Origin of the sequence: Acinetobacter sp. CWB-G5, assembly GCF_019209785.1 — a bacterium.
Classification (GTDB): domain Bacteria; phylum Pseudomonadota; class Gammaproteobacteria; order Pseudomonadales; family Moraxellaceae; genus Acinetobacter; species Acinetobacter johnsonii.
The window spans coordinates 100,863-121,589 of sequence record NZ_JAHUTF010000007.1 but is presented as its reverse complement, the minus strand read 5'-3'; the positions used below and the strand labels follow the sequence as shown (position 1 = coordinate 121,589).

Genomic DNA, 20,727 nt, shown 5'->3' with positions numbered 1-20,727 from the left:
GAACATCACTTTTTAGTGCAATGACCAATATAGAGATGATTTATAGGGAAATGAAAATGCCAAGCTTGAAGATTACGCATGGAACATGGGAAGAGTTGCAACAGGCTGCGAAAATGATTCGTGAGCAGGTCTTTATTCAAGAGCAAAACATTGCTGTTGAAGATGAATGGGATGAGCAAGATGAAATCGCAGTTCATTTTGTGGTCTATGAACAAGATCAAGCCATTGCCACCGCACGACTTTTGCAAAATCATAGTATTGGTCGTGTTGCAGTTTTAAAGTCACATCGTGGTTTGGGTGTAGGCAAAGTTCTGATGCAAGCGGTGATTGCATATGCCCAACAGCAACAGCGTCCATTTTTAGTCTTGTCCTCTCAAGTGCATGCGCAAGCGTTTTATCAGGCTTTGGGCTTTATGCAAGAGGGTGAGGAGTATTTAGATTGTGGCATTCCGCATATCCATATGCGTTTATCATCCATAAAAAAGCCCTGATCTTTCAGGGCTTTTTTATTAGTCACAGCATATTAGTGACCATGTTCAGTTGACATTTTCGCATGTTCATCGGCACTCATGTCGTGCTCATCAGCGGTTGCATGTTCTGTGGTATCTTCAGAAGCTGCTTGAGCTCTTGCTTCGCGCGCATCTTTATCCGCTTGTGCTTTGGCCATCGCTTCTTCAGACATTGCAGGCGCATTTTTAAAAGCATGTTGCTGAGAGTTTTGCTGCGTTTGCTGACTTGGCATATAGTCAGGCTCATTGGTGATCGCAAGGTAGAAGATACCTAAGAAAATTCCACTTAAAATGAAAGCAATAATCAGTGCTTTCCAACCCCATGGTGATTTTTCAGGAGAAGTATTGTCAGTCATGTGCAACAGCCCAATTGAATAAAAATAAATCTAAAACTATGTAACTTTATAACACAAAAAACTGCATCGGGCTTGAAAAGAATGCACTAAAATAAGTCAAAATTAGATGCTGAATCAGCAGGTTAATTTTGTTGTGTGCTGAGAACATAAAAAAGGGATCTGCCGATCCCTTTTTTAAGGTGGAAGTTTTAGCGAATCTGACCCGATGACACCGATTCAACCAGACGTTGCGGTGCTTTGAAACGCTCACCGTATTTCGCTTCAAGTTCACTGGCACGTTGTACAGCTTGATCTAAACCATATTGATTTAAAAACTGAATTGCACCGCCTGTCCACGGCGCAAAACCAATCCCAAAGATCGAACCGATATTGGCGTCAATCACAGATTCAAGAACATTTTCTTCATAACAACGTAAGGTATCTAGCGATTGTACAAACAGGAAGCGGTCTATCATTTCTTGTTCAGAGATATCGATATCTTGCTTCCAATGGCTCAAACCCTCCCAAAGATGTTTTTTACCACCTTCGGGATAATCATAGAAACCTGCACCAGCAGCTTTACCTTTACGGTCAAAAATATGAATCATGGTTTGAATCACATCATCTGCGCCTGAGCGAGGTAAATCTTTACCTTCAGCCTGAAGCGCCTTACGCGCTTCATTGGCAACATGTTCAGAAAGTGTTAATGCAACTTCATCTTGAATGGCTAATGGGCCAACGGGCATACCTGCTTTGAGTGCTGCCATTTCAATACGAGCTGGATGTACACCTTCATGCAATAAACGTAGACCTTCCTGAACAAAAGTACCAAAAACACGACTGGTAAAGAAGCCGCGACTATCATTGACAACAATCGGAATTTTGCCAATTTGCTGTACATAGTCATACGCTTTTGCCAAAGTTTCAGCAGAAGTGTTTTTACCTTTAATGATTTCAACCAATTGCATTTTATCGACGGGACTAAAGAAATGCAGACCAACGAAGTTTGCTTGATCTTTCGATGCGTTTGCCAAACCAGTAATCGGTAATGTCGAAGTATTTGAAGCCATCACACCACCTTCTACAAGGAATACTTCGGCTTCTTGAGTGACTTTCGCTTTGAGTTCTTGATTTTCAAATACAGCTTCGATAATTAAATCACAGCCTTTTAAATCTTCCGCAGATGCTGTTGCTGTAATTAAACTTAAAACCTGATCACGTTTTTCAGCCGTCATACGACCTTGAGAGACCTTTTTATCCAGTAGCTTTTGGCTATAGGCTTTACCTTTTTCTGCATTTTCTACAGAAACATCTTTCAGTATAACGGGAACTCCTTTGATTGCTGTAGAGTAAGCAATACCAGCACCCATCATACCTGCACCAAGTACACCGACTTTGCTTGCTTGCCATTTTGCAACGTCTTTAGGACGACTCGCACCTGCCTTGATTGCATTCATTCCATGCCAAAAAGTACCGATCATGTTTTTTGAAACTTGACCTGTCGCAAGATAAGTAAAATAACGAGATTCAATGGTTAATGCCGTATCCACATCAACTTGCGCACCTTCAACCGCAGCCGCCATGATTGCCTCAGGTGCAGGATAACAACCTTTGGTTTTATCACGTAGCATCGCTGGAGCAATCGCCAGTATTTGCGCAACCGCAGGTGTTTTAGGATCACCACCTGGAATTTTATAACCTTTTACATCAAACGGTTGTTGCGACTTTGGATGTTCTTTTACCCAAGCGATGGCTTTATCCATCAGTTCTTCTGGAGTTTCCGCAGTATCTTGAATTAAACCGAGAGTTTTTGCTTTATCCACACCAAACTGCTTACCTTCCAGTAAGAATGGAAAAGCATTTTGTAAGCCTAAAAGGCGTACCATACGTACAATACCACCACCACCCGGCAATAGACCTAAAGTTACTTCAGGCAAACCAAACTTCGTTTTAGGATCATTCAATGCAATACGTGCATGACAACCTAAAGCGATTTCCCAACCACCACCTAAAGCCGTACCGTTCAATGCTGCAATGACAGGAACACCTAAAGTTTCGATATAACGGAACTCTGCTTTCATTTTCTGAATCATTTCAAAAAATGGGGTGGCATCTTCCAAGCGCGCTTGAATCAACTCATCCAAATCGCCGCCTGCAAAGAAGGTTTTTTTTGCTGAACGGAAAATAATCCCTGTAATAGAAGTTTCAGATTTCAGTTTAGAAACAATATTTTCCAAAGCCACACGGAAATCACCATTCATGGTATTTGCAGATTGGTTTGGAGAATCCAAAGTTAGAATAATAATGCCGTCGTCATTTTTTAAATATTGAATTGCGCTCATTATTATTCTCCTTATACCAACTCAATAATGGTCGCAATACCCATGCCACCACCTACACATAATGTTGCCAAGCCACGCTTTTTGCCTTGACGCTCTAACTCATCCAGTAAAGTTCCAAGAATCATCGCACCTGTCGCACCCAATGGATGTCCCATCGCAATTGCACCACCATTAACATTGACTTTTTCAGCAGGAACTTTTAACTCCGTCATAAAACGCATCACCACTGATGCAAATGCTTCATTAACTTCAAATAGATCAATATCGTCAATCGTCAAACCAGCTTTTGCCAACGCTTTACGCGCAGCAGGTGCAGGCCCAGTCAGCATAATGGTTGGATCTGAACCCACCAATGCGGTCGCCAATACTTTGGCACGTGGTTTTAAGCCCTGTTCTTTAACGGCTTTTTCGGAAGCCAGCAATACAAGTGCTGCACCATCGACAATACCTGATGAGTTTCCTGCGTGATGCACATGGTTAATTTTTTGCGCTTCTGGATATTGTTGTAATGCAATCGCATCAAAACCCATAGCACCCATCATTTCAAAACTTGGATTGAGTTTTGCTAAACCTTCTGCTGTTGTTGACGGTTTGATAAATTCATCTTGATCTAAAATGGTCACGCCAGCTTTGTCTTTAATAGCAACCACAGATTGATTAAAATAACCCGCAGCTTGCGCAGCTGCCGCTTTACGTTGCGAATTTGCAGCAAATGAGTCGACATCTGAACGCGTATAACCATCCAATGTTGCAATTAAATCTGCACCAATCCCTTGCGGAACGAAGTGTGATTTTAAATTGGTTTCAGGGTCTAATGCCCACGGGCCACCATCTGAACCCATTGCAATACGTGACATTGACTCAACACCACCTGCAACAACCACATCTTCCCAACCTGAACGTACTTTTTGCGCAGCCATGTTTACGGCTTCTAAACCTGATGCACAAAAACGGTTAATTTGCACACCGGCAACATCATTGTCCCAACCCGCTGCGATTGCCGCAGTTTTTGCAATATCACCACCTTGGTCTGCAATAGGCGTGACACAACCCAAGACAATATCATCTACTTTCGAGGTATCTAAATGATGACGATCTTTCAATTCATTCAATAATGTTGTCAGTAAAGTAATCGGCTTCACTTCATGCAATGAACCATCTTTCTTTCCTTTTCCGCGTGGTGTGCGAATGGCGTCAATGATATAAGCCTCGCTCATAGCTGTTCCTTTTTATGACTTTTAAGTTGTTATGCATTTGAGTGTACAAATTAATGGCCGTGATGCAATGACTAGAACGGGTCAGGTCAGATGAATCTTTTTGCCAATAGACTGAAGATTTGGGCATAAAAAAACCCAAGATTGAAATCTTGGGTTTAGCAATGTGCCGAACCGTCGTTAAACTAGAAAACTAGTGATAGCCGTGTAGTTGGCGATATAAACCAGGTGTAACCCCAGTCCATTTCTTAAAGGCACGGTGGAAGGTACTGGTTTCACTAAAGCCCACTTGTTGTGCCACATCTTCTAAAGTCAAACCTGGGTTCAATAGTAGGTGGATTGCAGCATCACGACGTAATGCATCTTTCACGCCTTGGTAACTTTTACCTTCAGCAGCTAAGCGGCGACGCAACGTTTGTGGAGATAAATACAGCATAGAAGCCACATCATTCAGAGTTGGCATTTCCTCACCAATTTGACTCTTCAATACATCACGAATACGTGAAGTGAGTGAGTTGGTGTTTTTAAATTTCACCAACAACTGTGCAGGCGCGGCTTTTAAAAACTCTTCTAACGTTTCTTCATTTTGACGAATTGGTAAGTCCAAATAATCTGCCGCAAAAGTGATTTCGGTACGCGGCATGTCGAACTGCATCACAGGTGCGAAGAACAGAGCATCGTACTCATCTGCATGGGTTGGACGTTCATACCCAAAGTGCACACGTTCTAGCGGTAAACGACGTTCAATCAACCAAGATGCGAGACCATGCCAAATCATCAGCATACTTTCGGTAATGAAGTGATCTGGGTCCATCGATTTCGGAATCTGAGGAACAAGACGAGCTTCATGCTTGTCGCGCTCTAATGTCACCGACCACTCATCGCCAAACAGTTTATAAAACTGTGAAGACAGTTCTAAAGCATCACCTAAGGTTTTGGCATGAATAATCAGCTGACACATGATGGCAAACGTACCTAAACGACGTGGTTGCTTATCGAAGCCAACATGTTCGTCTTGGGTCACCATCCATAACATTTTAACGAAGCGAGTATATTGTTCTGGAGAAATACGGGCTTTAGGTTGACGCAGCAGTTCTGCCTCAATCCCTACGTGAGAAAGTAATGTTTCGACATCCATGCCGAGACGTTTTACGCCAGTTAAAGCCGCATTGACGAAATGGATACTAATGGTATCGCGGCTCATATTTAATCCTTCAGTCTCTTTTATATTCACTTGCGTTTGACCTAAATGACGCTAAAAAAAGTATTTTAGGCAATTTACACTAAAGTTTTTTGCCTTTTTACATGTTAAATTGCCGAAATGATCAAGGTAAATGGCTGAACATGACATTGTTTTGTTGCTTTTATATTTCTAAAATAGCTAAAAAATCAACATAAAAAGAGAAAATAAACATGGATATGGCATTGAAAGGATTGAAAGTTCTCGATTTTTCTACACTTTTACCCGGACCTTTTGCAACAATGTACTTAGCAGACTTAGGTGCAGAAGTGATCCACATCGAGTCTCCAACCCGCCCCGATCTGATCCGTTTAATGCCACCTTATGCCAATGGACAGGCCACTGCACATAGTTATCTCAACCGAAATAAGCATGCTGTCGCTCTGGATTTGAAAGATCCTGCCAATATTGAACTGATCAAATCGAAAATTTCAGACTATGACATTGTGATTGAACAATTCCGTCCAGGTGTGATGCAAAGATTAGGGCTCGATTATCAGACCTTATCTGAAATTAATCCGCGCTTGATCTATTGTTCCATTACGGGTTATGGGCAAACAGGAGGGTATCAAAATAAAGCAGGACACGATATCAACTATGTGGCTTTGTCAGGGATCGCGGGACATAGTGGCCGACAGCACAGTGGACCACCACCAATGGGGATTCAAATTGCGGATATTGCAGGTGGCTCTTTGCATAGTGTGATTGGAATTTTAGCCGCAGTAATTGAAAGACAGCGGAGTGGTTTGGGGCAGTATATTGATATTTCTATGACCGACTGTGTGGTGGGGCTCAGCAGCATGGCCGCAGCTGCGAGCTTAGCAGGACAGGAAAAACAAGGGCCCGAGCAAAGCTATCTCAATGGTGCGACTTTTTATGACTATTATGAAACGCAAGATGGACGTTATTTATCGATTGGGAGCTTAGAGCCACAGTTTTTACATGGGTTGGCCCAGATTTTAGAATTGCCAATTGTGGCTGAAAAAGGAGCTTCATTGGCAACTGATGACCGTCAGGTGGTGAAACAAGCAATAAAAGACAAAATTAAAACCCAAGATTTTGCCACGTGGAACGCAATTTTTCAGCAGCAAGATGTCTGCGTTGAGCCTGTATTAAAGTTGGATGAAGCACTCGATTCGCAGTTGGCCAAAGATCGTGCATGGGTGGTTTCTGTACCTTTACAAGAGGGGAGTACAAAAAGCGAACAACAATTAGCTTGTCCAATTAAGTTTTCACGTTCAAAAATAAGATATGAATTTATAGGCAAACCACTTGGTTTTGATTTCTTGTAAATATCATATAGCGATAATTTGAATAGATTTAAAACAACAAAACGTCATAAAATGGGTTTTTATACAAATAAAGCGTATCATATCGATTAGTTGTAATTTTGTAAGAAAGGTCACCAATTATGAATAAATGTAAAAGAAGTTGGTGTTTTAACCTCAGTCTCTTAGCGCTCAGTTGCTGCTTTCAAAGTGTGTATGCTGCAAATGCCTTTGAGGCAGAAAGCCCTTGGATGCTGGGTGACTGGAATGGTCAGCGCAGCGCATTGCAACAAAAAGGCTACGACTTTAGCTTTGGCTATACGGGTGAAATGGCAACATTGCTCGATGCCTCACATTCTTCAAGTCATGGTACCGAATATGCAGACCAGTTTGCATTTGGTACGCACTTCGATTTAGACAAAATTTTGGGCTGGCAGGATACTGAGGCCCAAATCACCATTACCCAACGCAATGGGCGTTCACTTTCTCAAACATCCGATGCTTTAGATGGGCATTTAAGTTCCACTCAAGAAGTGTGGGGACGTGGTCAAACGTGGCGTTTAACTGATTTGTGGATTAAGAAAAAGTTCATGGATCAAAAGTTAGACATCAAAGTCGGTCGTTTTGGTGAAGGTGAAGACTTCAACAGTTTCGATTGTGATTTCCAAAACCTTGCGCTCTGTGGCTCTCAAGTTGGTAACTGGGTCGGTGACCAGTGGTACAACTGGCCTGTCAGCCAATGGGCTGCGCGAGTCAAATACAACCTTCGGCCAGATCTGTATGCACAAGTCGGGGTGTATGAATATAACCCTGAAAACTTAGAACGTGGCAAAGGCTGGAACTTAAGTACCGACGGTTCGCAGGGGGCTATTATTCCTGCTGAAGTGGTGTGGTCTCCTCAGTTAGGGGCTGAAAAATTACCCGGCGAATATCGTGTGGGTTATTACTACAGTTCGGCAGATGCCACAGACATTCAAAACCCACAGCAAACCTCACATAAACAAGGCGGCTGGGTTGTTGCCAAGCAGCAACTCACAGCACATCACGGTGATGCTGCACGTGGTTTAACAGGTTTTGTGAATCTCACGCTACATGACTCAGATACCAATACGGTTCGCGACATGCAGAATATTGGTGTGGTCTATAAAGGCGCTTTTGATGCTCGCCCTCAAGATGAAATCGCGATTGGCCTAGCCCGTATCAATATTAATGATGATGTCAATGACGTGAATATTACCAATAACAGCGTCGATGCTCGTGGCTTACAAAGTGAAGAATATGATGCCGAGATTTACTACGGTATACATGCAGCCAACTGGTTAACCATTCGTCCCAATATCCAATATATCCGCCATGTAGGCGCGTATAAAAATGGTGAAAATGCATGGGTCGGCGGAATTAAATTCCAGACCGCATTTTAGTTTCTAGATCGATAAGTATTTGTCCAACAAGGTTGATAAATACTTTTTACGGTTGTTCAAAGCATAAAACTGTTCGAAATAAGTCGTTTGGACAGATACTTAAAATCTAAAAACTGTCTAGGTGCTCATATCGATATTGAAACGATATGGGCTTTTAACAGAATCTAAGAAAAAGGTGGTCAATATGAGTACTCCGTCTTCAGGTTCAGGGCTTAAAACTTTTACAGCTGTGATTGCTGTGATCTTTGGTTTAGTCCTGCTGATAGGAGGGATTTATCTTGCAGTACTTGGTGGGTCTTGGTACTACATCATTGCAGGTTTACTCTTCATCGCGACTGCAGTTCTACTGCAAAAATTAAAAAGTACGGCATTAATCGTTTATGCGTTGTTGGTCTTGGGTACAGTGGTTTGGGGCTTATGGGAAGTGGGTTCAGACTTCTTTGCCTTGGCGCCACGTTTAGATATCCTTGGTTTATTTGGCTTATGGTTACTCATTCCGGCGGTCACACGTGGATTTGACAATGCTAAAGGTGCAAAAATTGCTTTAACAGGTTCACTGGCAATTACCATTGCAGTGATGATCTATGCTGTGTTTAATGACCCTCAAGAAATTCGAGGTGAACTGAGCAGTAAGCAGCCTGCAACCGCGCAGTCCATTCCAGGTGTTGCTGATGGCGACTGGCCTGCATATGGCCGTACTCAATCTGGCTTGCGCTATTCTCCTTTAACGCAAATTAATTCTGAGAATGTTAAGGATTTAAAAGTTGCTTGGACCTATAACACAGGCGACTTTAAAACAGAAAATGACTCTGGTGAAACCACCAATCAGGTCACCCCAATTAAAGTTGGGGACAATATGTATATCTGTACCACGCACCAAAAACTGGTTGCACTTGAACCTGCTACAGGTAAGGCGAAATGGACTTTTGATCCGAAACTCAAAGCGGACAATACTTTTCAGCATTTAACCTGTCGTGGCGTGTCTTATTATGATGCAAACAATACGGCTGGTTTTGAAACCAGTTTGGCTTCAAAAAAATCAACATCGACTGAATGTCCAAAAAAAGTGATTTTACCTGTCAATGATGGCCGTTTGGTTGCTATCAATGCTGATACTGGTGAGCGTTGTACTGACTTTGGTAAAAACGGTGAAGTTGACTTACAAAAAGATATGCCGTTCCCTTATCCGGGTGGTTATATTCCAACGTCGCCACCTGTGGTCACAGGCACGACGATTATTATTGCAGGTTCAACCACAGATAACTATTCAACTGAAGAACCTTCAGGTGTGATCCGTGGTTATGATGTAAATACCGGCGCATTGTTGTGGGTCTTTGACACAGGTGCAGAAGATCCGAACGCGATTCCAGCTCCAGGTCAAAAGTATGTTCAAAACTCACCGAATGCATGGGCACCATTAGCCTATGATGCAGCCTTGGATATGGTTTACATTCCAACGGGTGTGGGTACGCCAGATATTTGGGGCGGTAACCGTACTGAGTTGCATGAGCGTTATGCTAACTCAATGCTGGCACTGAATGCTTCAACAGGTAAGTTGGTGTGGAACTTCCAAACCACGCATCATGATTTGTGGGATATGGATGTACCATCACAGCCGACATTGACGGATATTAAAGATAAGTCAGGCAAAATGGTTCCTGCCATTTACGTATTAACGAAAACAGGTAATGCCTTTGTTCTAGACCGTCGTACTGGTGCAGCCATTGTTCCAATTACAGAAAAACCTGTACCACAAACAGTGAAACGTGGGCCGCAAACCAAAGGTGAGCGTTACTCTGCGACACAACCTTTCTCTGACTTTGACCTTGCGCCAAAAGAGAAACTGACGGATAAGCAAATGTGGGGTGCAACCATGTTTGACCAGTTGATGTGCCGTGTGTCTTTCCACAAACTGAACTATGACGGTATTTATACCCCACCTTCGGAAAATGGAACTTTAGTTTTCCCAGGCAACTTGGGTGTATTTGAATGGGGCGGTATGTCCGTTAACCCTGATCGTCAAATCGCGGTGATGAACCCAATCGGTTTACCGTTTGTTTCTCGACTCATTCCAGCCGATCCAAACCGTCCGAAAACAGCCAAAGGTGCAGGCACCGAAGCGGGTGTACAACCGATGTATGGTGTGCCTTACGGTGTAGAGATCAGTGCGTTCTTGTCTCCATTTGGTTTGCCATGTAAACAGCCTGCTTGGGGCTTTGTGGCGGGTGTGGATTTAAATACTCACGAAGTTGCATGGAAACGTCGTATTGGTACGATCCGTGACAGCTTACCGGGGATTCAATTACCACCATTTAAAATGGGGGTTCCTATGCTTGGTGGTTCAATCTCAACTGCGGGTAATGTGATGTTTGTCGGTGGTACGCAGGATAATTATATCCGTGCCATCAACGTGACCAATGGTGATGAACTTTGGAAAGGTCGTCTACCAGCAGGTGGTCAAGCAACACCAATGACCTATGAAGCCAATGGCAAACAGTATGTGGTCATTATGGCGGGTGGTCATGGTTCATTTGGTACTAAGATGGGAGATGCTTTGGTGGCGTATGCCTTACCCGATGCAAAATAATCGTCTGTAGTTATTTAAACTTTAAAATAGCCTGATTCGTCAGGCTATTTTTATATGCAGTCGGTTTAAAAGGGCAAAGTGACGAGGAGGAAAGAATAGAAAAATTGAGTTCTACCCAGATAAGCCGAGTTTAAAATTTACGTGGTAGCAATGAATGAATTAGTGTGTATGTGATCAGCTGAACGGAGTTAGCTGAATAATGTATAAGTATCTAATAAAAAATACTTTAATCAGAAAAAACCTTTAGGATTAGGGACAAACAGTACATCTACTTATCCTTATCAATAAAACAGCTATGAAATATGTAAAAAACGCATTTTGTTGATAGTTTAAATCTCGTTATGCTGTCAGCCGTTATAATGAAACTACTAGCTGTACGCCATGTATTTATATACTGATTTCGATCAGCAACTGATCAATGAACGTGTTGCACAGTTCCGTGACCAAACGGAACGTTATTTAGCTGGAAAACTCACTGAAGATGAGTACCGCCCATTACGTCTTCAAAACGGTCTCTATGTACAACGCTATGCACCAATGTTACGTATTGCTGTGCCTTATGGCTTAATGAACTCAACGCAATTGCGCAAAGTTGCAGAACTTGCAACTGAGTTTGACCGTGGTTATGCACACGTTTCAACGCGTCAGAATATTCAGTTTAACTGGCCTGCGCTAGAAAATGTTCCAGACATGCTTCAAGAGCTAGCTTCTGTACAAATGCATGCGATCCAAACTTCGGGTAACTGTATTCGTAACACGACTACAGACCAATATGCGGGTGTGGTTGCAGGTGAAGTGGCTGACCCACGTCCAACGTGTGAATTGATCCGTCAATGGTCAACCTTCCACCCAGAATTTGCTTTCTTGCCACGTAAGTTCAAGATTGCTGTATCAGCACTTGAAGAAACCGATCGTGCAGCGACCTCATTCCATGATATTGGTGTGTATATCGTTAAAAATGCATCAGGTGAGATCGGCTATAAAATTAAAGTCGGTGGTGGCTTAGGTCGTACCCCTGTGATTGGTAGTTTCATTCGTGACTTCTTGCCACGTGAAGACCTAATTGCTTATTTAGAAGCAGTACTGCGTGTTTATAACTTACATGGTCGCCGTGATAACAAATACAAAGCACGTATTAAGATTTTGGTGAAAGCGTTGACGCCTCAAGTTTTTGCTGAAAAAGTCGAAGCTGAGTTTGCGCACACCATTAAAACTTTAAAAATTCAGCCTGAAATTTTACAAAAATTAGACGAAGAATTTATACCGTTTGATTATCAAGATTATGCAGATGAAGATTTTTCTGAACAGTTTGCTGCACATCCGAAATTTAAACAGTGGTTCAATATCAACACCAATGCTCATAAAGTGAAGGGCTACCGTATTGTAACGATTTCGTTGAAACGTACGGGTATTGCACCGGGTGACGTGACCACGGAAGAGATGAATTTGATTGCAGACCTTGCAGACAAATACACCTTTGGTGAACTGCGGACCACGCATGAGCAAAATATTTCTTTGGTGGATGTTCCGCAGAAAGATTTGTTTGAACTGTGGACTATTCTTGAGAAAAACAATTTAGCTCGTGCGCACATTGGTTTCTTAACCGACATTATTTGCTGCCCAGGCGGTGACTTCTGTTCACTGGCAAATGCGAAATCAATTCCTATTTCAGAAGCGATTTCACGTCGTTTTGATGACTTAGATATCATTTATAACCTTGGCAAACTGGATCTGAATATTTCAGGTTGTATGAATGCATGTGGTCACCACCATGTGGGCAATATTGGTATTTTAGGTGTAGACAAAAAAGGCGCTGAATTCTACCAAATCACTTTGGGTGGTAATGCAGATCATGATGCTTCAATTGGTGACATTTTAGGCCCATCATTTGCAGCTGAAGTTGTGCCAGACATTGTTGAAGAAATTTTAAACACCTATCTTGACCTTCGTGCTGAGGGTGAAGAATTCATCGATACTTATCGCCGTGTGGGCATTCAACCCTTTAAGGAGCGTGCATATGCTTAATCTCGCACTACAAGTCCTCTCTAAAGATGGCTCGATTGCAGACAATACTTATCATGTGATTGGTGAAGGTGGTGTTTTACCGCAAGGTGATGTGGTTTTAACGGTTGAGCAGTTAGATCAATTGGCTCAAGTTTCAGGTAAAAAAGCACTCCTTGTTACAGTTGATGCCTCTCCTGAAACGCATGAGTTCCCTTTAGATCAGCTAGATGCCATCTTTATTGATTTTGCGGGCTTTAACGATGGTCGTGGCTATTCATTTGCAGCGCTATTACGTCGCCAAGGTTTCCAAGGTGAACTACGCGCAACAGGTGATGTGTTTAAAGATGTCTTGAATTACATGAAACGTTCAGGCTTTGATACCTTTGTTATTAAAGAAGGTAAAGACATTCTTGAAGCTGCTGCGGGTTTAAATGATTTTAGAAATCCATATCAAGCATCAACAGCCGTTGCACAAGCCAGTTATCAAACGGGCGCTTAAATTTTCAAGTGAATAAAAAGCTGGACTTTGGTCCAGCTTTTTTGTATTTATACGCAGCATTTTTGATGAACAAATTGAAGAAAAAGAAGCAGGTAAAATGGACATGATGGCACTTTTTGCAAAAATTAATCCCGGTGTCATTTGGTTACTTATTGCTATTGCTACAGATGTGCTTTCGACTTTTTATTCCGCAAAAGGTAATGGCTTGGTCAATAAATTGGATCAAGGTATTGCACTGGTGCTTTACATGATTTCTTTTGCGTGTGCCGCCTATGCCTTAAAATTTATGCAAGCGGGAATTTTATATGTGCTGTGGTCTGGCATTGGTGTCATTGCCACAGCACTTCTTGCTAAAGCATTTTTAGGGCAGAACATCGATTTGGCTGGATGGCTCGGTATCGGTTTTATTACCTTGGGGCTCACTATTATTGCGCAATTCTCAAATATTGATGTTTAAAAAGAAGATGCATTTTATCCTTCTTCTAATTGGCAATTCACCATCCACTTCACTCCAAATTGATCGGTAAATGCACCATAGAGTGCGCCCCAAAATGTTTTCTCTAGAGGCATCTCTATTTTTCCATTGGCTGAAAGTGCATCAAAAAAGCGTTTTGCATCGGCTTGTTCATGGGCATCTAAGTTAATGGAAATATAGTGGTTGTTGCCTACAGTAAAAACAGTATTGGTTTGGGCACAAAACTGATCATTGGTATCCGAAGCCATCAGAATCGTGCTGGCATTGATGGGAAGCGAAACATGCATGATTTTTTGTTGGTCAGCGTCGGAAAGGGTAACTGAACTTTCATCTGAAGGTAAGTCTCCATAACGCATGAACGTTGCAAACTCTCCACCAAAGACAGACTTGTAAAAATTAAAAGCGGCTTCAGTTTGACCATCAAAGTTGAGGTAGTGATTCAGTTGCATTGTCTTATCCTTGTTGTTTTTTTCGTCGTTATTTTAACAAGTCGTTAAGATCGACCCTAATACAATCTTGTAATAAAAAATCCCTCGCAGTCGAGGGATTTTCATAAATGTCGCTTTTATATCAGCTAATCATCCAGTCTTTCATTGTATAAAATATGTCAATAAAAGAAAGTTGCTTGAATCTTAAAGTAATTCAATCGCTACAGCAGTTGCTTCACCCCCACCGATGCAGAGTGCTGCAATCCCTTTTTTACCACCTGTGCGTTTAAGCGCATGAATCAAAGTCAGGATAATACGTGAACCGGTTGAACCGACAGGGTGACCCAATGCGCAAGCTCCACCATTGATGTTCACTTTTGCAGGATCAAGTTTGAAGTCATCGATTGGACACATGGTCACCATCGCAAAAGCTTCATTGATTTCCCAAAGATCTACGTCCTGTGCATTCCAACCTGTTTTCTTAAGCACTTTTTCAATTGCACCGACTGGTGCAATGGTGAACTCTGATGGATGCTGTGAATTGGATGCATAAGCCACAATTTTCGCTAATGGTGCTAAACCTTTGTTCGATGCATTTTCTGCTGACGTTAAAACTAGTGCGGATGCGCCATCTGAGATTGAGCTTGCATTTGCTGCAGTGATGGTGCCATCTTTAGCAAAAGCAGGGCGAAGGCTTGGAATTTTTGCAATATTGGCATTGAATGGTTGTTCATCTTTATCAACGACAACATCTCCTTTGCGAGATGAAACTGTCACAGGCACGATTTCATCGGCAAAGTAACCTTCGTTGACCGCTGTTTGTGCACGCTCTAAAGAGCGAATCGCGAAGGCATCCATTTGCTCACGCGTATAGCCACGGGTATTGGCCATATCTTGTGCAAAAGAACCCATCAATCGACCTGTTTCTGCATCTTCTAAGCCATCAAGGAACATGTGGTCTTTAACATCGCCATGCCCCATACGGTAGCCTGCGCGTGCTTTGGTTAAAATATAAGGAGCATTGGTCATCGACTCCATGCCACCTGCAACCACGATATTTGCTGAACCTGCTTTGATCATGTCTGCTGCTTGCATTACTGCTTTCATGCCAGAACCACAGAGTTTATTGATGGTCACGGCACCTGTTGAATCAGGTAAACCTGCTTGGCGCATAGCTTGGCGTGCAGGGCCTTGTTTTAAACCAGCAGGTAGAACACAGCCCATGATTACTTCTTCTACATCGTTTGCGTGTAGGCCAGCACGAGCAATCGCTTCTTTAATTGTCACTGCACCGAGTTCTGGAGCGGTTACACTGGCTAAACTGCCTTGAAAACCGCCCATTGCCGTACGAGCACCATTTACAATCACGATGTCTGTCATTTTCTTCTCCGAATCACTTATACGTTTTGTTGGAAACTTAAGCAGTATATGCAAATTTGCTCGAGAGAAAAGCTGAAAACGTGATTATGGACTCATGGGTCTAGTTACAGGTATTGAGTCGTTCTGTGCGGGTCTGCCCCATTTTGCTCATGACTAATTTAAAGTGATCCTGACTTTGCATAGAGCAATAATAGAAAGTTCCATTTGAGCCAAGGGGGAGGCCATTTTCAGCTTTAAAGCTTAAAGATGGAAGACTGAGTGTGCCACGCCAATCAAGATTGCCATATTTGAGCTGCTGTTGTTCTGTCCGAATAATCGTTTCACTGGTATCTACTCGTCGGTTTTTATTATTATCGATAAATACAATAAAGCCCATGTTCCACTGATGATTTTGGCATTGAACGAGGTCTTGACTTGGGCAAATGGTGATATTTTGTCGTTGTAAGTTCGCCATGTTTTTGGCTGCATGAATATTATTTCTTAGTGTATTCAGTGTCTTGGTTCGCTCTTGTGCTGCCATATACTGATGAAAATGAGGAAGAGCTACTGTACAAATGATTATAATAATGCTAATAGTGATCATAAGTTCAAATAAAGTGAACCCTTTTTTATTGATAAAAAACATATGGTTATCCAGTTTTATTGTTATGGCGCTATTTTTTTATTTATTAAAGCTTTGTTTATCAAACAAATTTTATACATAATTAGTAGTACTCAACTTGTTTAAAAAGCTGTTAAAATGTAAGACAAGTGAAAATAAGCTATTCGCAAGTAAAAATTGAGTAAAAAATTACCGAATTACAACGGAAATTGTAAGTAATTTTGTCAATAATTTACTTGATTAAAGTTATCAAGCACTTGGAAAAAAAATAAAGTGTTTGTATGATTCATTGCGAATAGCTTAAAAATAAAACTGGGGTATAAAAAAGCCTATCTCAGAATGGTTAAATAAGCTTAAGCTTGAAAAACAATTGTTATCTCTGGAGGATAAATCCATGAAAATGAGTCGTATTGCATTAGCAATGCTCGTAGCTGCTCCTTTAGCTGCTGCAAACGCGGGCGTAACTGTTACTCCATTAATGCTTGGTTACACTTTCCAAGACAGTAAACACAACAATGGTGGTGATCATTTAACAAATGGTCCTGAGCTACAAGACGATTTATTCGTTGGTGCAGCACTTGGCGTTGAATTGACTCCTTGGTTAGGTTTTGAAGCTGAATATAACCAAGTTAAGGGTGATATTGATTCGGCTGTTGCTAACTCAGAATACAAACAAACTCAAATCAACGGTAACTTCTACGCTACTTCTGATTTGATTACTAAAAACTACGACAGCAAAATTAAGCCATACGTACTATTAGGTGCTGGTCATTACAAATATGACTTAGGTGATATTGGTCTTAAAGATGACGAAGGCACTCTAGGTAATGCTGGTTTCGGTGCTTTTTGGCGCTTGAATGATGCTTTATCTCTACGTACTGAAGCTCGTGCTACTTACAACATCGATGAAGATTTCTGGAACTACACAGCGCTTGCTGGTCTTAACGTAGTTCTTGGTGGTCACTTGAAACCTGCTGCTCCAGTAGTAGAAGTTGCGCCAGTTGAGCCAGTTGCTCCAGTTGAACCACAAGAGTTAACTGAAGACCTTAACATGGAACTTCGTGTGTTCTTTGATACAAACAAATCAAACATCAAAGACCAATACAAGCCAGAAATCGCTAAAGTTGCTGAGAAGTTAGTTGAATATCCAAACGCTACTGCTCGCATCGAAGGTCACACAGACAACACTGGTCCACGTGCATTGAACGAACGTTTATCTTTAGCTCGTGCTAACTCTGTTAAATCGTCTCTAGTAAACGAATACAACGTTGATCCAGCTCGTTTGTCTACTCAAGGTTTCGCTTGGGACCAACCGATTGCTGACAACAACACTAAAGAAGGCCGTGCTATGAACCGTCGTGTATTCGCGACAATTTCTGGCAGCCGTACAGTTCAAGCTCAATAATCTGAGTTTTAACTAAAAAAACGACTCTTCGGAGTCGTTTTTTTATGCCGTTAGATAATGAAATTTATGTTAACTCGTGTTGATGAAAATAAGGTTGAACCAGTGCAAAAGCCGTTGAGACTTACGGTGTTCATGGTCATTTATGCATAGGATATAAGACACTGTTAGAAGTATTTAATTTTAGAAGATAAATCTAAGAAGAATGAACAGGGGATTTCCTTTACTCATGCTTCACAACATCGATAATAGCTTTAGCTTTCGAATGAATGGGTATTTCTAGTTGTCTAGCTCTGTAAGGCTTTTTTGCCAAAGAAATATTATTTATAGTTTGATATTTAGTGTCTATAAGTTGATAGAGGTCGGGACTCAATAAGCTGTCTTATTAAGATTTACATTAGTTATTAATTCGTTATATTTGGGTAAAAAAATAAATAATGAAATGGAAGATAATAAAAAACAGCCCGAAGGCTGTTTTTTATTATGAAAGAATTTTATTCGCGATCAGGATTCATTGGACTGACATCCATTTCTTGGTAAGAAACCAGTTTGGTTTTGTATTTCCATTTATAGCCTAGCCAAATCGCCAAGAATAAGAAAATACCAATATAGGTCGATAAAACAGAGAGCCATTCGCCATCAAGTACCGCTTGGTAGTTTTGACCTAAAACAACAATGGCGCACAGGATAAAGGCAAACCAAGGGGCAAAGGGGAAGAATTTTGCACGATAAGCTAAGTCTTCAACCTTATGCCCTTGGGCAACATATCCTTTACGGAAACGATAGTGTGAAACAGCAATCCCTAACCAAACAATAAAGCCACACATACCCGACATGTTGAGCAGCCAATTAAAGACCTGTTCTTCGCCAATGAAAGTAGTTAAGAAGCAAAGTGCAGCAATTGCAGTTGTCGCATAAAGTGCATTCATGGGTACGCCGCGTGGGTCTAATTTGGCAAACAGTTTAGGTGCACTGCCATTTTGGGCCATATTGAACAGCATACGCGTCGATGAATACATCCCTGAATTACCTGCCGATAGAATCGCGGTTAAAATCACGGCATTCATAACACTGGCAGCAAAGGCAAAACCAGCTTTTTCATAGAGTAAGGTAAATGGAGAGAGTGCAATATTCTCCGATGAAGCCGCTTGTAACAAAAGTGGATCATCATATGAAATGAGTGTACCGATAATGAAAATACACACCACATAAAACAGTAGGATGCGCCAAAAAATCTGTTTGATGGCAATCGGGATCGTCTTTTGTGGATCCTTCGATTCACCTGCAGCAACACCGACCATTTCGGTACCTTGGAACGAGAACCCTGCAATCATCGCGACACCAATCAGTGCCGATAAGCCACCAACGAAGGGTGCTTCACCTTTGGTCCAGTTGGCAAAAGTTGCGACACCAGGCGTCATCATGATTTTACCAATCATGAAAATACCAATGATGATAAACACAATGATGGCAAGGACTTTAACCAAGGAGAAGAAGAACTCACTTTCACCAAAGCCTTTGACTGTCAGTGCATTGATCCCAAAGACAACAGCTAAGAAGAGAGCACTCCAGTAGAAACCGGGCAGATCGGGAAACCAGAATTTCATAATGAATTGGACTGCAACCAATTCAAATGCAACCGTAATGGCCCAGTTATACCAATAGTTCCAGCCAAGGGCGAAACCAAAACCACCTTCAACATACTTGGTGCCATAGGTGAAAAATGCACCGGATGTTGGGTTGTGTGTTGCCAACTCACCCAGACTGGTCATGAGAAAGTAAATCATCACACCAATTAAGCAGTAGGCCAATAACGCCCCGCCAGGGCCAGCATTTGCAATGGTTGCACCTGAGGCAAGGAATAAACCTGTACCAATTGAACCACCAATGGCGATCATATTCAGATGGCGAGCTCCAAGCTTCCGCTTGAGTTGAGCTGGTTGAGTCATTTCGCTCATCATTGTTCCTTAAGATTTCTTTTGTGTGCTGGCAAACAGCACTTTAAAGCCTTGTTGATCGGCTTTGGTTGTACATTGGCCAAAACTTTGCTCAATGAGTAATGGATAATTCAGAAAGCGGTTGGCAACAATCCACAACTCGCCATCCGATTTAAGATGGCGACGGGATGTTTTGCATAAATTTTCGCTGGCATTGTAATCTGTATGAATGCCTTGATGGAATGGGGGGTTACTGACGATTGCGTGTAAAAACAGAGGAGCATCCTCAATTCCGTGTACCGCTTTAATCTCAAGTTGTTCTGGTAAAAGGTTATTTTTCTCAAAAGTCATTTTTGTTGAAGCTAATGCAAAGGCATCGACATCGAGTGCAAAAATGCGATTTTTCGGATTTAACTTGGCTAAATAAGCACTGATCACGCCTGCACCACAGCCAAAGTCTGCAATTTTTCCAGAAGTGACCTGTGAAAGATGAGGCAATAACACGGCTGTACCCACGTCCAGACGATTTTGACTAAATACACCCGGTAATGCGCAAATCTGTAATTCACCTTTCGGGGTTGGTACAGTGTAGTGTTGTGCCCAATCGGCCAAAGGTTTTGCCGTTACGGTTTTTTCGGTGACCAGTTGCCACATTTGACAATGTCGAGCACTGTCTAATTTGAGGGTTTTACCAAAAGGTTGTAGCTGTTTAGACGCGCGTTCTACACCACCTTTCTTTTCACCAACTAAAAAGATCGATGCGCCTACGGCCAAACGACTGACCAGTTGGTGTAGCACATAGTTAAGTAGTTCTTTTGATTTTGGAACAAAAACAATGGCTTGATCAAAAGCGGCATCAGGCAAATCTGTGCCAAAATGTACCGAGCTTTGTTGAGCCTCAAAATATTGTAATTCGTTAAGATTCCATGTCCAAAAATGTGGTTCTACAGTACCAATTAGCTGTGTGTTTAATTCGTCACACGGTGCATTGACCAGTAAAACTGAACCAGAGAGAAATTCCTGCTGGCGAAGAACAACTTCACTTCGTGGATCCATTTTATATACTCCATTGTAAAAACGATGCC

General features: G+C 41.8%; 17 protein-coding genes. 8 read left to right on the top strand and 9 right to left on the bottom strand.

Annotated features, from left to right (window positions below; genetic code table 11):
• Positions 1-56 precede the first annotated feature (56 nt).
• The gene (locus tag KVY11_RS12195; protein WP_218289093.1) at positions 57-491 is read left to right on the top strand and encodes a GNAT family N-acetyltransferase; all 435 of its coding nucleotides are present in this window, start codon (positions 57-59) and stop codon (positions 489-491) included.
• A 32-nt stretch (positions 492-523) separates the two neighbouring features.
• Here KVY11_RS12195 and KVY11_RS12190 read toward each other — a convergent pair whose 3' ends face one another.
• The 4 genes from KVY11_RS12190 to KVY11_RS12175 all read right to left on the bottom strand — a co-directional run bounded on the left by KVY11_RS12190 (position 524) and on the right by KVY11_RS12175 (position 5,604).
• The gene (locus tag KVY11_RS12190) at positions 524-865 is read right to left on the bottom strand and encodes a hypothetical protein (RefSeq protein ID WP_005400239.1); all 342 of its coding nucleotides are present in this window, start codon (positions 863-865) and stop codon (positions 524-526) included.
• Positions 866-1,053: 188 nt separating this feature from the next.
• On the bottom strand, positions 1,054-3,186 hold the full coding sequence (locus KVY11_RS12185; RefSeq protein WP_218289092.1) for a 3-hydroxyacyl-CoA dehydrogenase NAD-binding domain-containing protein: 2,133 nt from the start codon (positions 3,184-3,186) through the stop codon (positions 1,054-1,056).
• A gap of 11 nt (positions 3,187-3,197) precedes the next feature.
• Positions 3,198-4,403: an acetyl-CoA C-acetyltransferase gene (locus KVY11_RS12180; protein WP_218289091.1), complete on the bottom strand. Its 1,206-nt coding sequence runs from the start codon at positions 4,401-4,403 to the stop codon at positions 3,198-3,200.
• 190 nt (positions 4,404-4,593) lie between these two features.
• Positions 4,594-5,604: an AraC family transcriptional regulator gene (locus tag KVY11_RS12175; RefSeq protein WP_004695134.1), complete on the bottom strand. Its 1,011-nt coding sequence runs from the start codon at positions 5,602-5,604 to the stop codon at positions 4,594-4,596.
• A gap of 209 nt (positions 5,605-5,813) precedes the next feature.
• On the opposite strand from KVY11_RS12175, the gene KVY11_RS12170 reads away from it, so the two are divergent.
• From KVY11_RS12170 to KVY11_RS12145, 6 genes are all read left to right on the top strand, one after another.
• Positions 5,814-6,932, top strand: coding sequence for a CaiB/BaiF CoA-transferase family protein (locus KVY11_RS12170; RefSeq protein WP_218289090.1), 1,119 nt, complete (start codon positions 5,814-5,816; stop codon positions 6,930-6,932).
• A 119-nt stretch (positions 6,933-7,051) separates the two neighbouring features.
• A complete protein-coding gene (locus KVY11_RS12165) occupies positions 7,052-8,329 on the top strand; it encodes a carbohydrate porin (protein WP_218289089.1) in 1,278 nt (425 codons plus the stop codon).
• A 184-nt stretch (positions 8,330-8,513) separates the two neighbouring features.
• Entirely contained in the window at positions 8,514-10,916 is a 2,403-nt protein-coding gene (locus tag KVY11_RS12160; protein WP_218289088.1) for a glucose/quinate/shikimate family membrane-bound PQQ-dependent dehydrogenase, read from the top strand.
• A gap of 381 nt (positions 10,917-11,297) precedes the next feature.
• Positions 11,298-12,941, top strand: coding sequence for a nitrite/sulfite reductase (locus KVY11_RS12155; protein WP_218289087.1), 1,644 nt, complete (start codon positions 11,298-11,300; stop codon positions 12,939-12,941).
• Positions 12,934-13,419 carry a DUF934 domain-containing protein gene (locus KVY11_RS12150; RefSeq protein ID WP_218289086.1) on the top strand — a complete coding sequence of 162 codons (486 nt, stop codon included), beginning with the start codon at positions 12,934-12,936 and terminating at the stop codon, positions 13,417-13,419. The genes KVY11_RS12155 and KVY11_RS12150 overlap by 8 nt, the downstream gene beginning before the upstream one ends.
• A gap of 103 nt (positions 13,420-13,522) precedes the next feature.
• Positions 13,523-13,876 carry a multidrug efflux SMR transporter gene (locus tag KVY11_RS12145; protein ID WP_058870222.1) on the top strand — a complete coding sequence of 118 codons (354 nt, stop codon included), beginning with the start codon at positions 13,523-13,525 and terminating at the stop codon, positions 13,874-13,876.
• 14 nt (positions 13,877-13,890) lie between these two features.
• Here the strand turns inward: KVY11_RS12145 and KVY11_RS12140 are convergent, their stop codons facing one another.
• The 3 genes from KVY11_RS12140 to KVY11_RS12130 all read right to left on the bottom strand — a co-directional run bounded on the left by KVY11_RS12140 (position 13,891) and on the right by KVY11_RS12130 (position 16,327).
• Positions 13,891-14,343, bottom strand: coding sequence for a VOC family protein (locus KVY11_RS12140; protein ID WP_218289085.1), 453 nt, complete (start codon positions 14,341-14,343; stop codon positions 13,891-13,893).
• Between the two features lie 183 nt (positions 14,344-14,526).
• Positions 14,527-15,702 (bottom strand): acetyl-CoA C-acyltransferase, encoded by a 1,176-nt coding sequence (locus tag KVY11_RS12135; protein WP_004983123.1) that lies wholly within the window; start codon positions 15,700-15,702, stop codon positions 14,527-14,529.
• 100 nt (positions 15,703-15,802) lie between these two features.
• Positions 15,803-16,327, bottom strand: a complete 525-nt coding sequence (locus KVY11_RS12130; protein WP_218289084.1) for a GspH/FimT family protein — start codon at positions 16,325-16,327, stop codon at positions 15,803-15,805.
• A gap of 370 nt (positions 16,328-16,697) precedes the next feature.
• Here KVY11_RS12130 and omp38 point away from each other — a divergent pair, with 370 nt between their 5' ends.
• The gene (gene omp38, locus KVY11_RS12125; protein WP_004983121.1) at positions 16,698-17,708 is read left to right on the top strand and encodes an outer membrane protein Omp38; all 1,011 of its coding nucleotides are present in this window, start codon (positions 16,698-16,700) and stop codon (positions 17,706-17,708) included.
• Positions 17,709-18,199: 491 nt separating this feature from the next.
• Here omp38 and KVY11_RS12120 read toward each other — a convergent pair whose 3' ends face one another.
• Together KVY11_RS12120 and KVY11_RS12115 are read right to left on the bottom strand one after the other, a co-directional pair.
• Entirely contained in the window at positions 18,200-19,663 is a 1,464-nt protein-coding gene (locus KVY11_RS12120) for an amino acid permease (RefSeq protein ID WP_010327438.1), read from the bottom strand.
• 9 nt (positions 19,664-19,672) lie between these two features.
• Positions 19,673-20,698, bottom strand: coding sequence for a class I SAM-dependent methyltransferase (locus KVY11_RS12115; RefSeq protein ID WP_159153311.1), 1,026 nt, complete (start codon positions 20,696-20,698; stop codon positions 19,673-19,675).
• Positions 20,699-20,727 lie beyond the last annotated feature (29 nt).

Bases quoted from the DNA above. Each gene is read 5' to 3' on its own strand.
- KVY11_RS12195 (WP_218289093.1), top strand. From the start codon at position 57: ATGCCAAGCTTGAAGATTACGCATGGAACATGGGAAGAGTTGCAACAG.
- KVY11_RS12190 (WP_005400239.1), bottom strand. From the start codon at position 865: ATGACTGACAATACTTCTCCTGAAAAATCACCATGGGGTTGGAAAGCA.
- KVY11_RS12185 (WP_218289092.1), bottom strand. From the start codon at position 3,186: ATGAGCGCAATTCAATATTTAAAAAATGACGACGGCATTATTATTCTA.
- KVY11_RS12180 (WP_218289091.1), bottom strand. From the start codon at position 4,403: ATGAGCGAGGCTTATATCATTGACGCCATTCGCACACCACGCGGAAAA.
- KVY11_RS12175 (WP_004695134.1), bottom strand. From the start codon at position 5,604: ATGAGCCGCGATACCATTAGTATCCATTTCGTCAATGCGGCTTTAACT.
- KVY11_RS12170 (WP_218289090.1), top strand. From the start codon at position 5,814: ATGGATATGGCATTGAAAGGATTGAAAGTTCTCGATTTTTCTACACTT.
- KVY11_RS12165 (WP_218289089.1), top strand. From the start codon at position 7,052: ATGAATAAATGTAAAAGAAGTTGGTGTTTTAACCTCAGTCTCTTAGCG.
- KVY11_RS12160 (WP_218289088.1), top strand. From the start codon at position 8,514: ATGAGTACTCCGTCTTCAGGTTCAGGGCTTAAAACTTTTACAGCTGTG.
- KVY11_RS12155 (WP_218289087.1), top strand. From the start codon at position 11,298: ATGTATTTATATACTGATTTCGATCAGCAACTGATCAATGAACGTGTT.
- KVY11_RS12150 (WP_218289086.1), top strand. From the start codon at position 12,934: ATGCTTAATCTCGCACTACAAGTCCTCTCTAAAGATGGCTCGATTGCA.
- KVY11_RS12145 (WP_058870222.1), top strand. From the start codon at position 13,523: ATGATGGCACTTTTTGCAAAAATTAATCCCGGTGTCATTTGGTTACTT.
- KVY11_RS12140 (WP_218289085.1), bottom strand. From the start codon at position 14,343: ATGCAACTGAATCACTACCTCAACTTTGATGGTCAAACTGAAGCCGCT.
- KVY11_RS12135 (WP_004983123.1), bottom strand. From the start codon at position 15,702: ATGACAGACATCGTGATTGTAAATGGTGCTCGTACGGCAATGGGCGGT.
- KVY11_RS12130 (WP_218289084.1), bottom strand. From the start codon at position 16,327: ATGTTTTTTATCAATAAAAAAGGGTTCACTTTATTTGAACTTATGATC.
- omp38 (WP_004983121.1), top strand. From the start codon at position 16,698: ATGAAAATGAGTCGTATTGCATTAGCAATGCTCGTAGCTGCTCCTTTA.
- KVY11_RS12120 (WP_010327438.1), bottom strand. From the start codon at position 19,663: ATGAGCGAAATGACTCAACCAGCTCAACTCAAGCGGAAGCTTGGAGCT.
- KVY11_RS12115 (WP_159153311.1), bottom strand. From the start codon at position 20,698: ATGGATCCACGAAGTGAAGTTGTTCTTCGCCAGCAGGAATTTCTCTCT.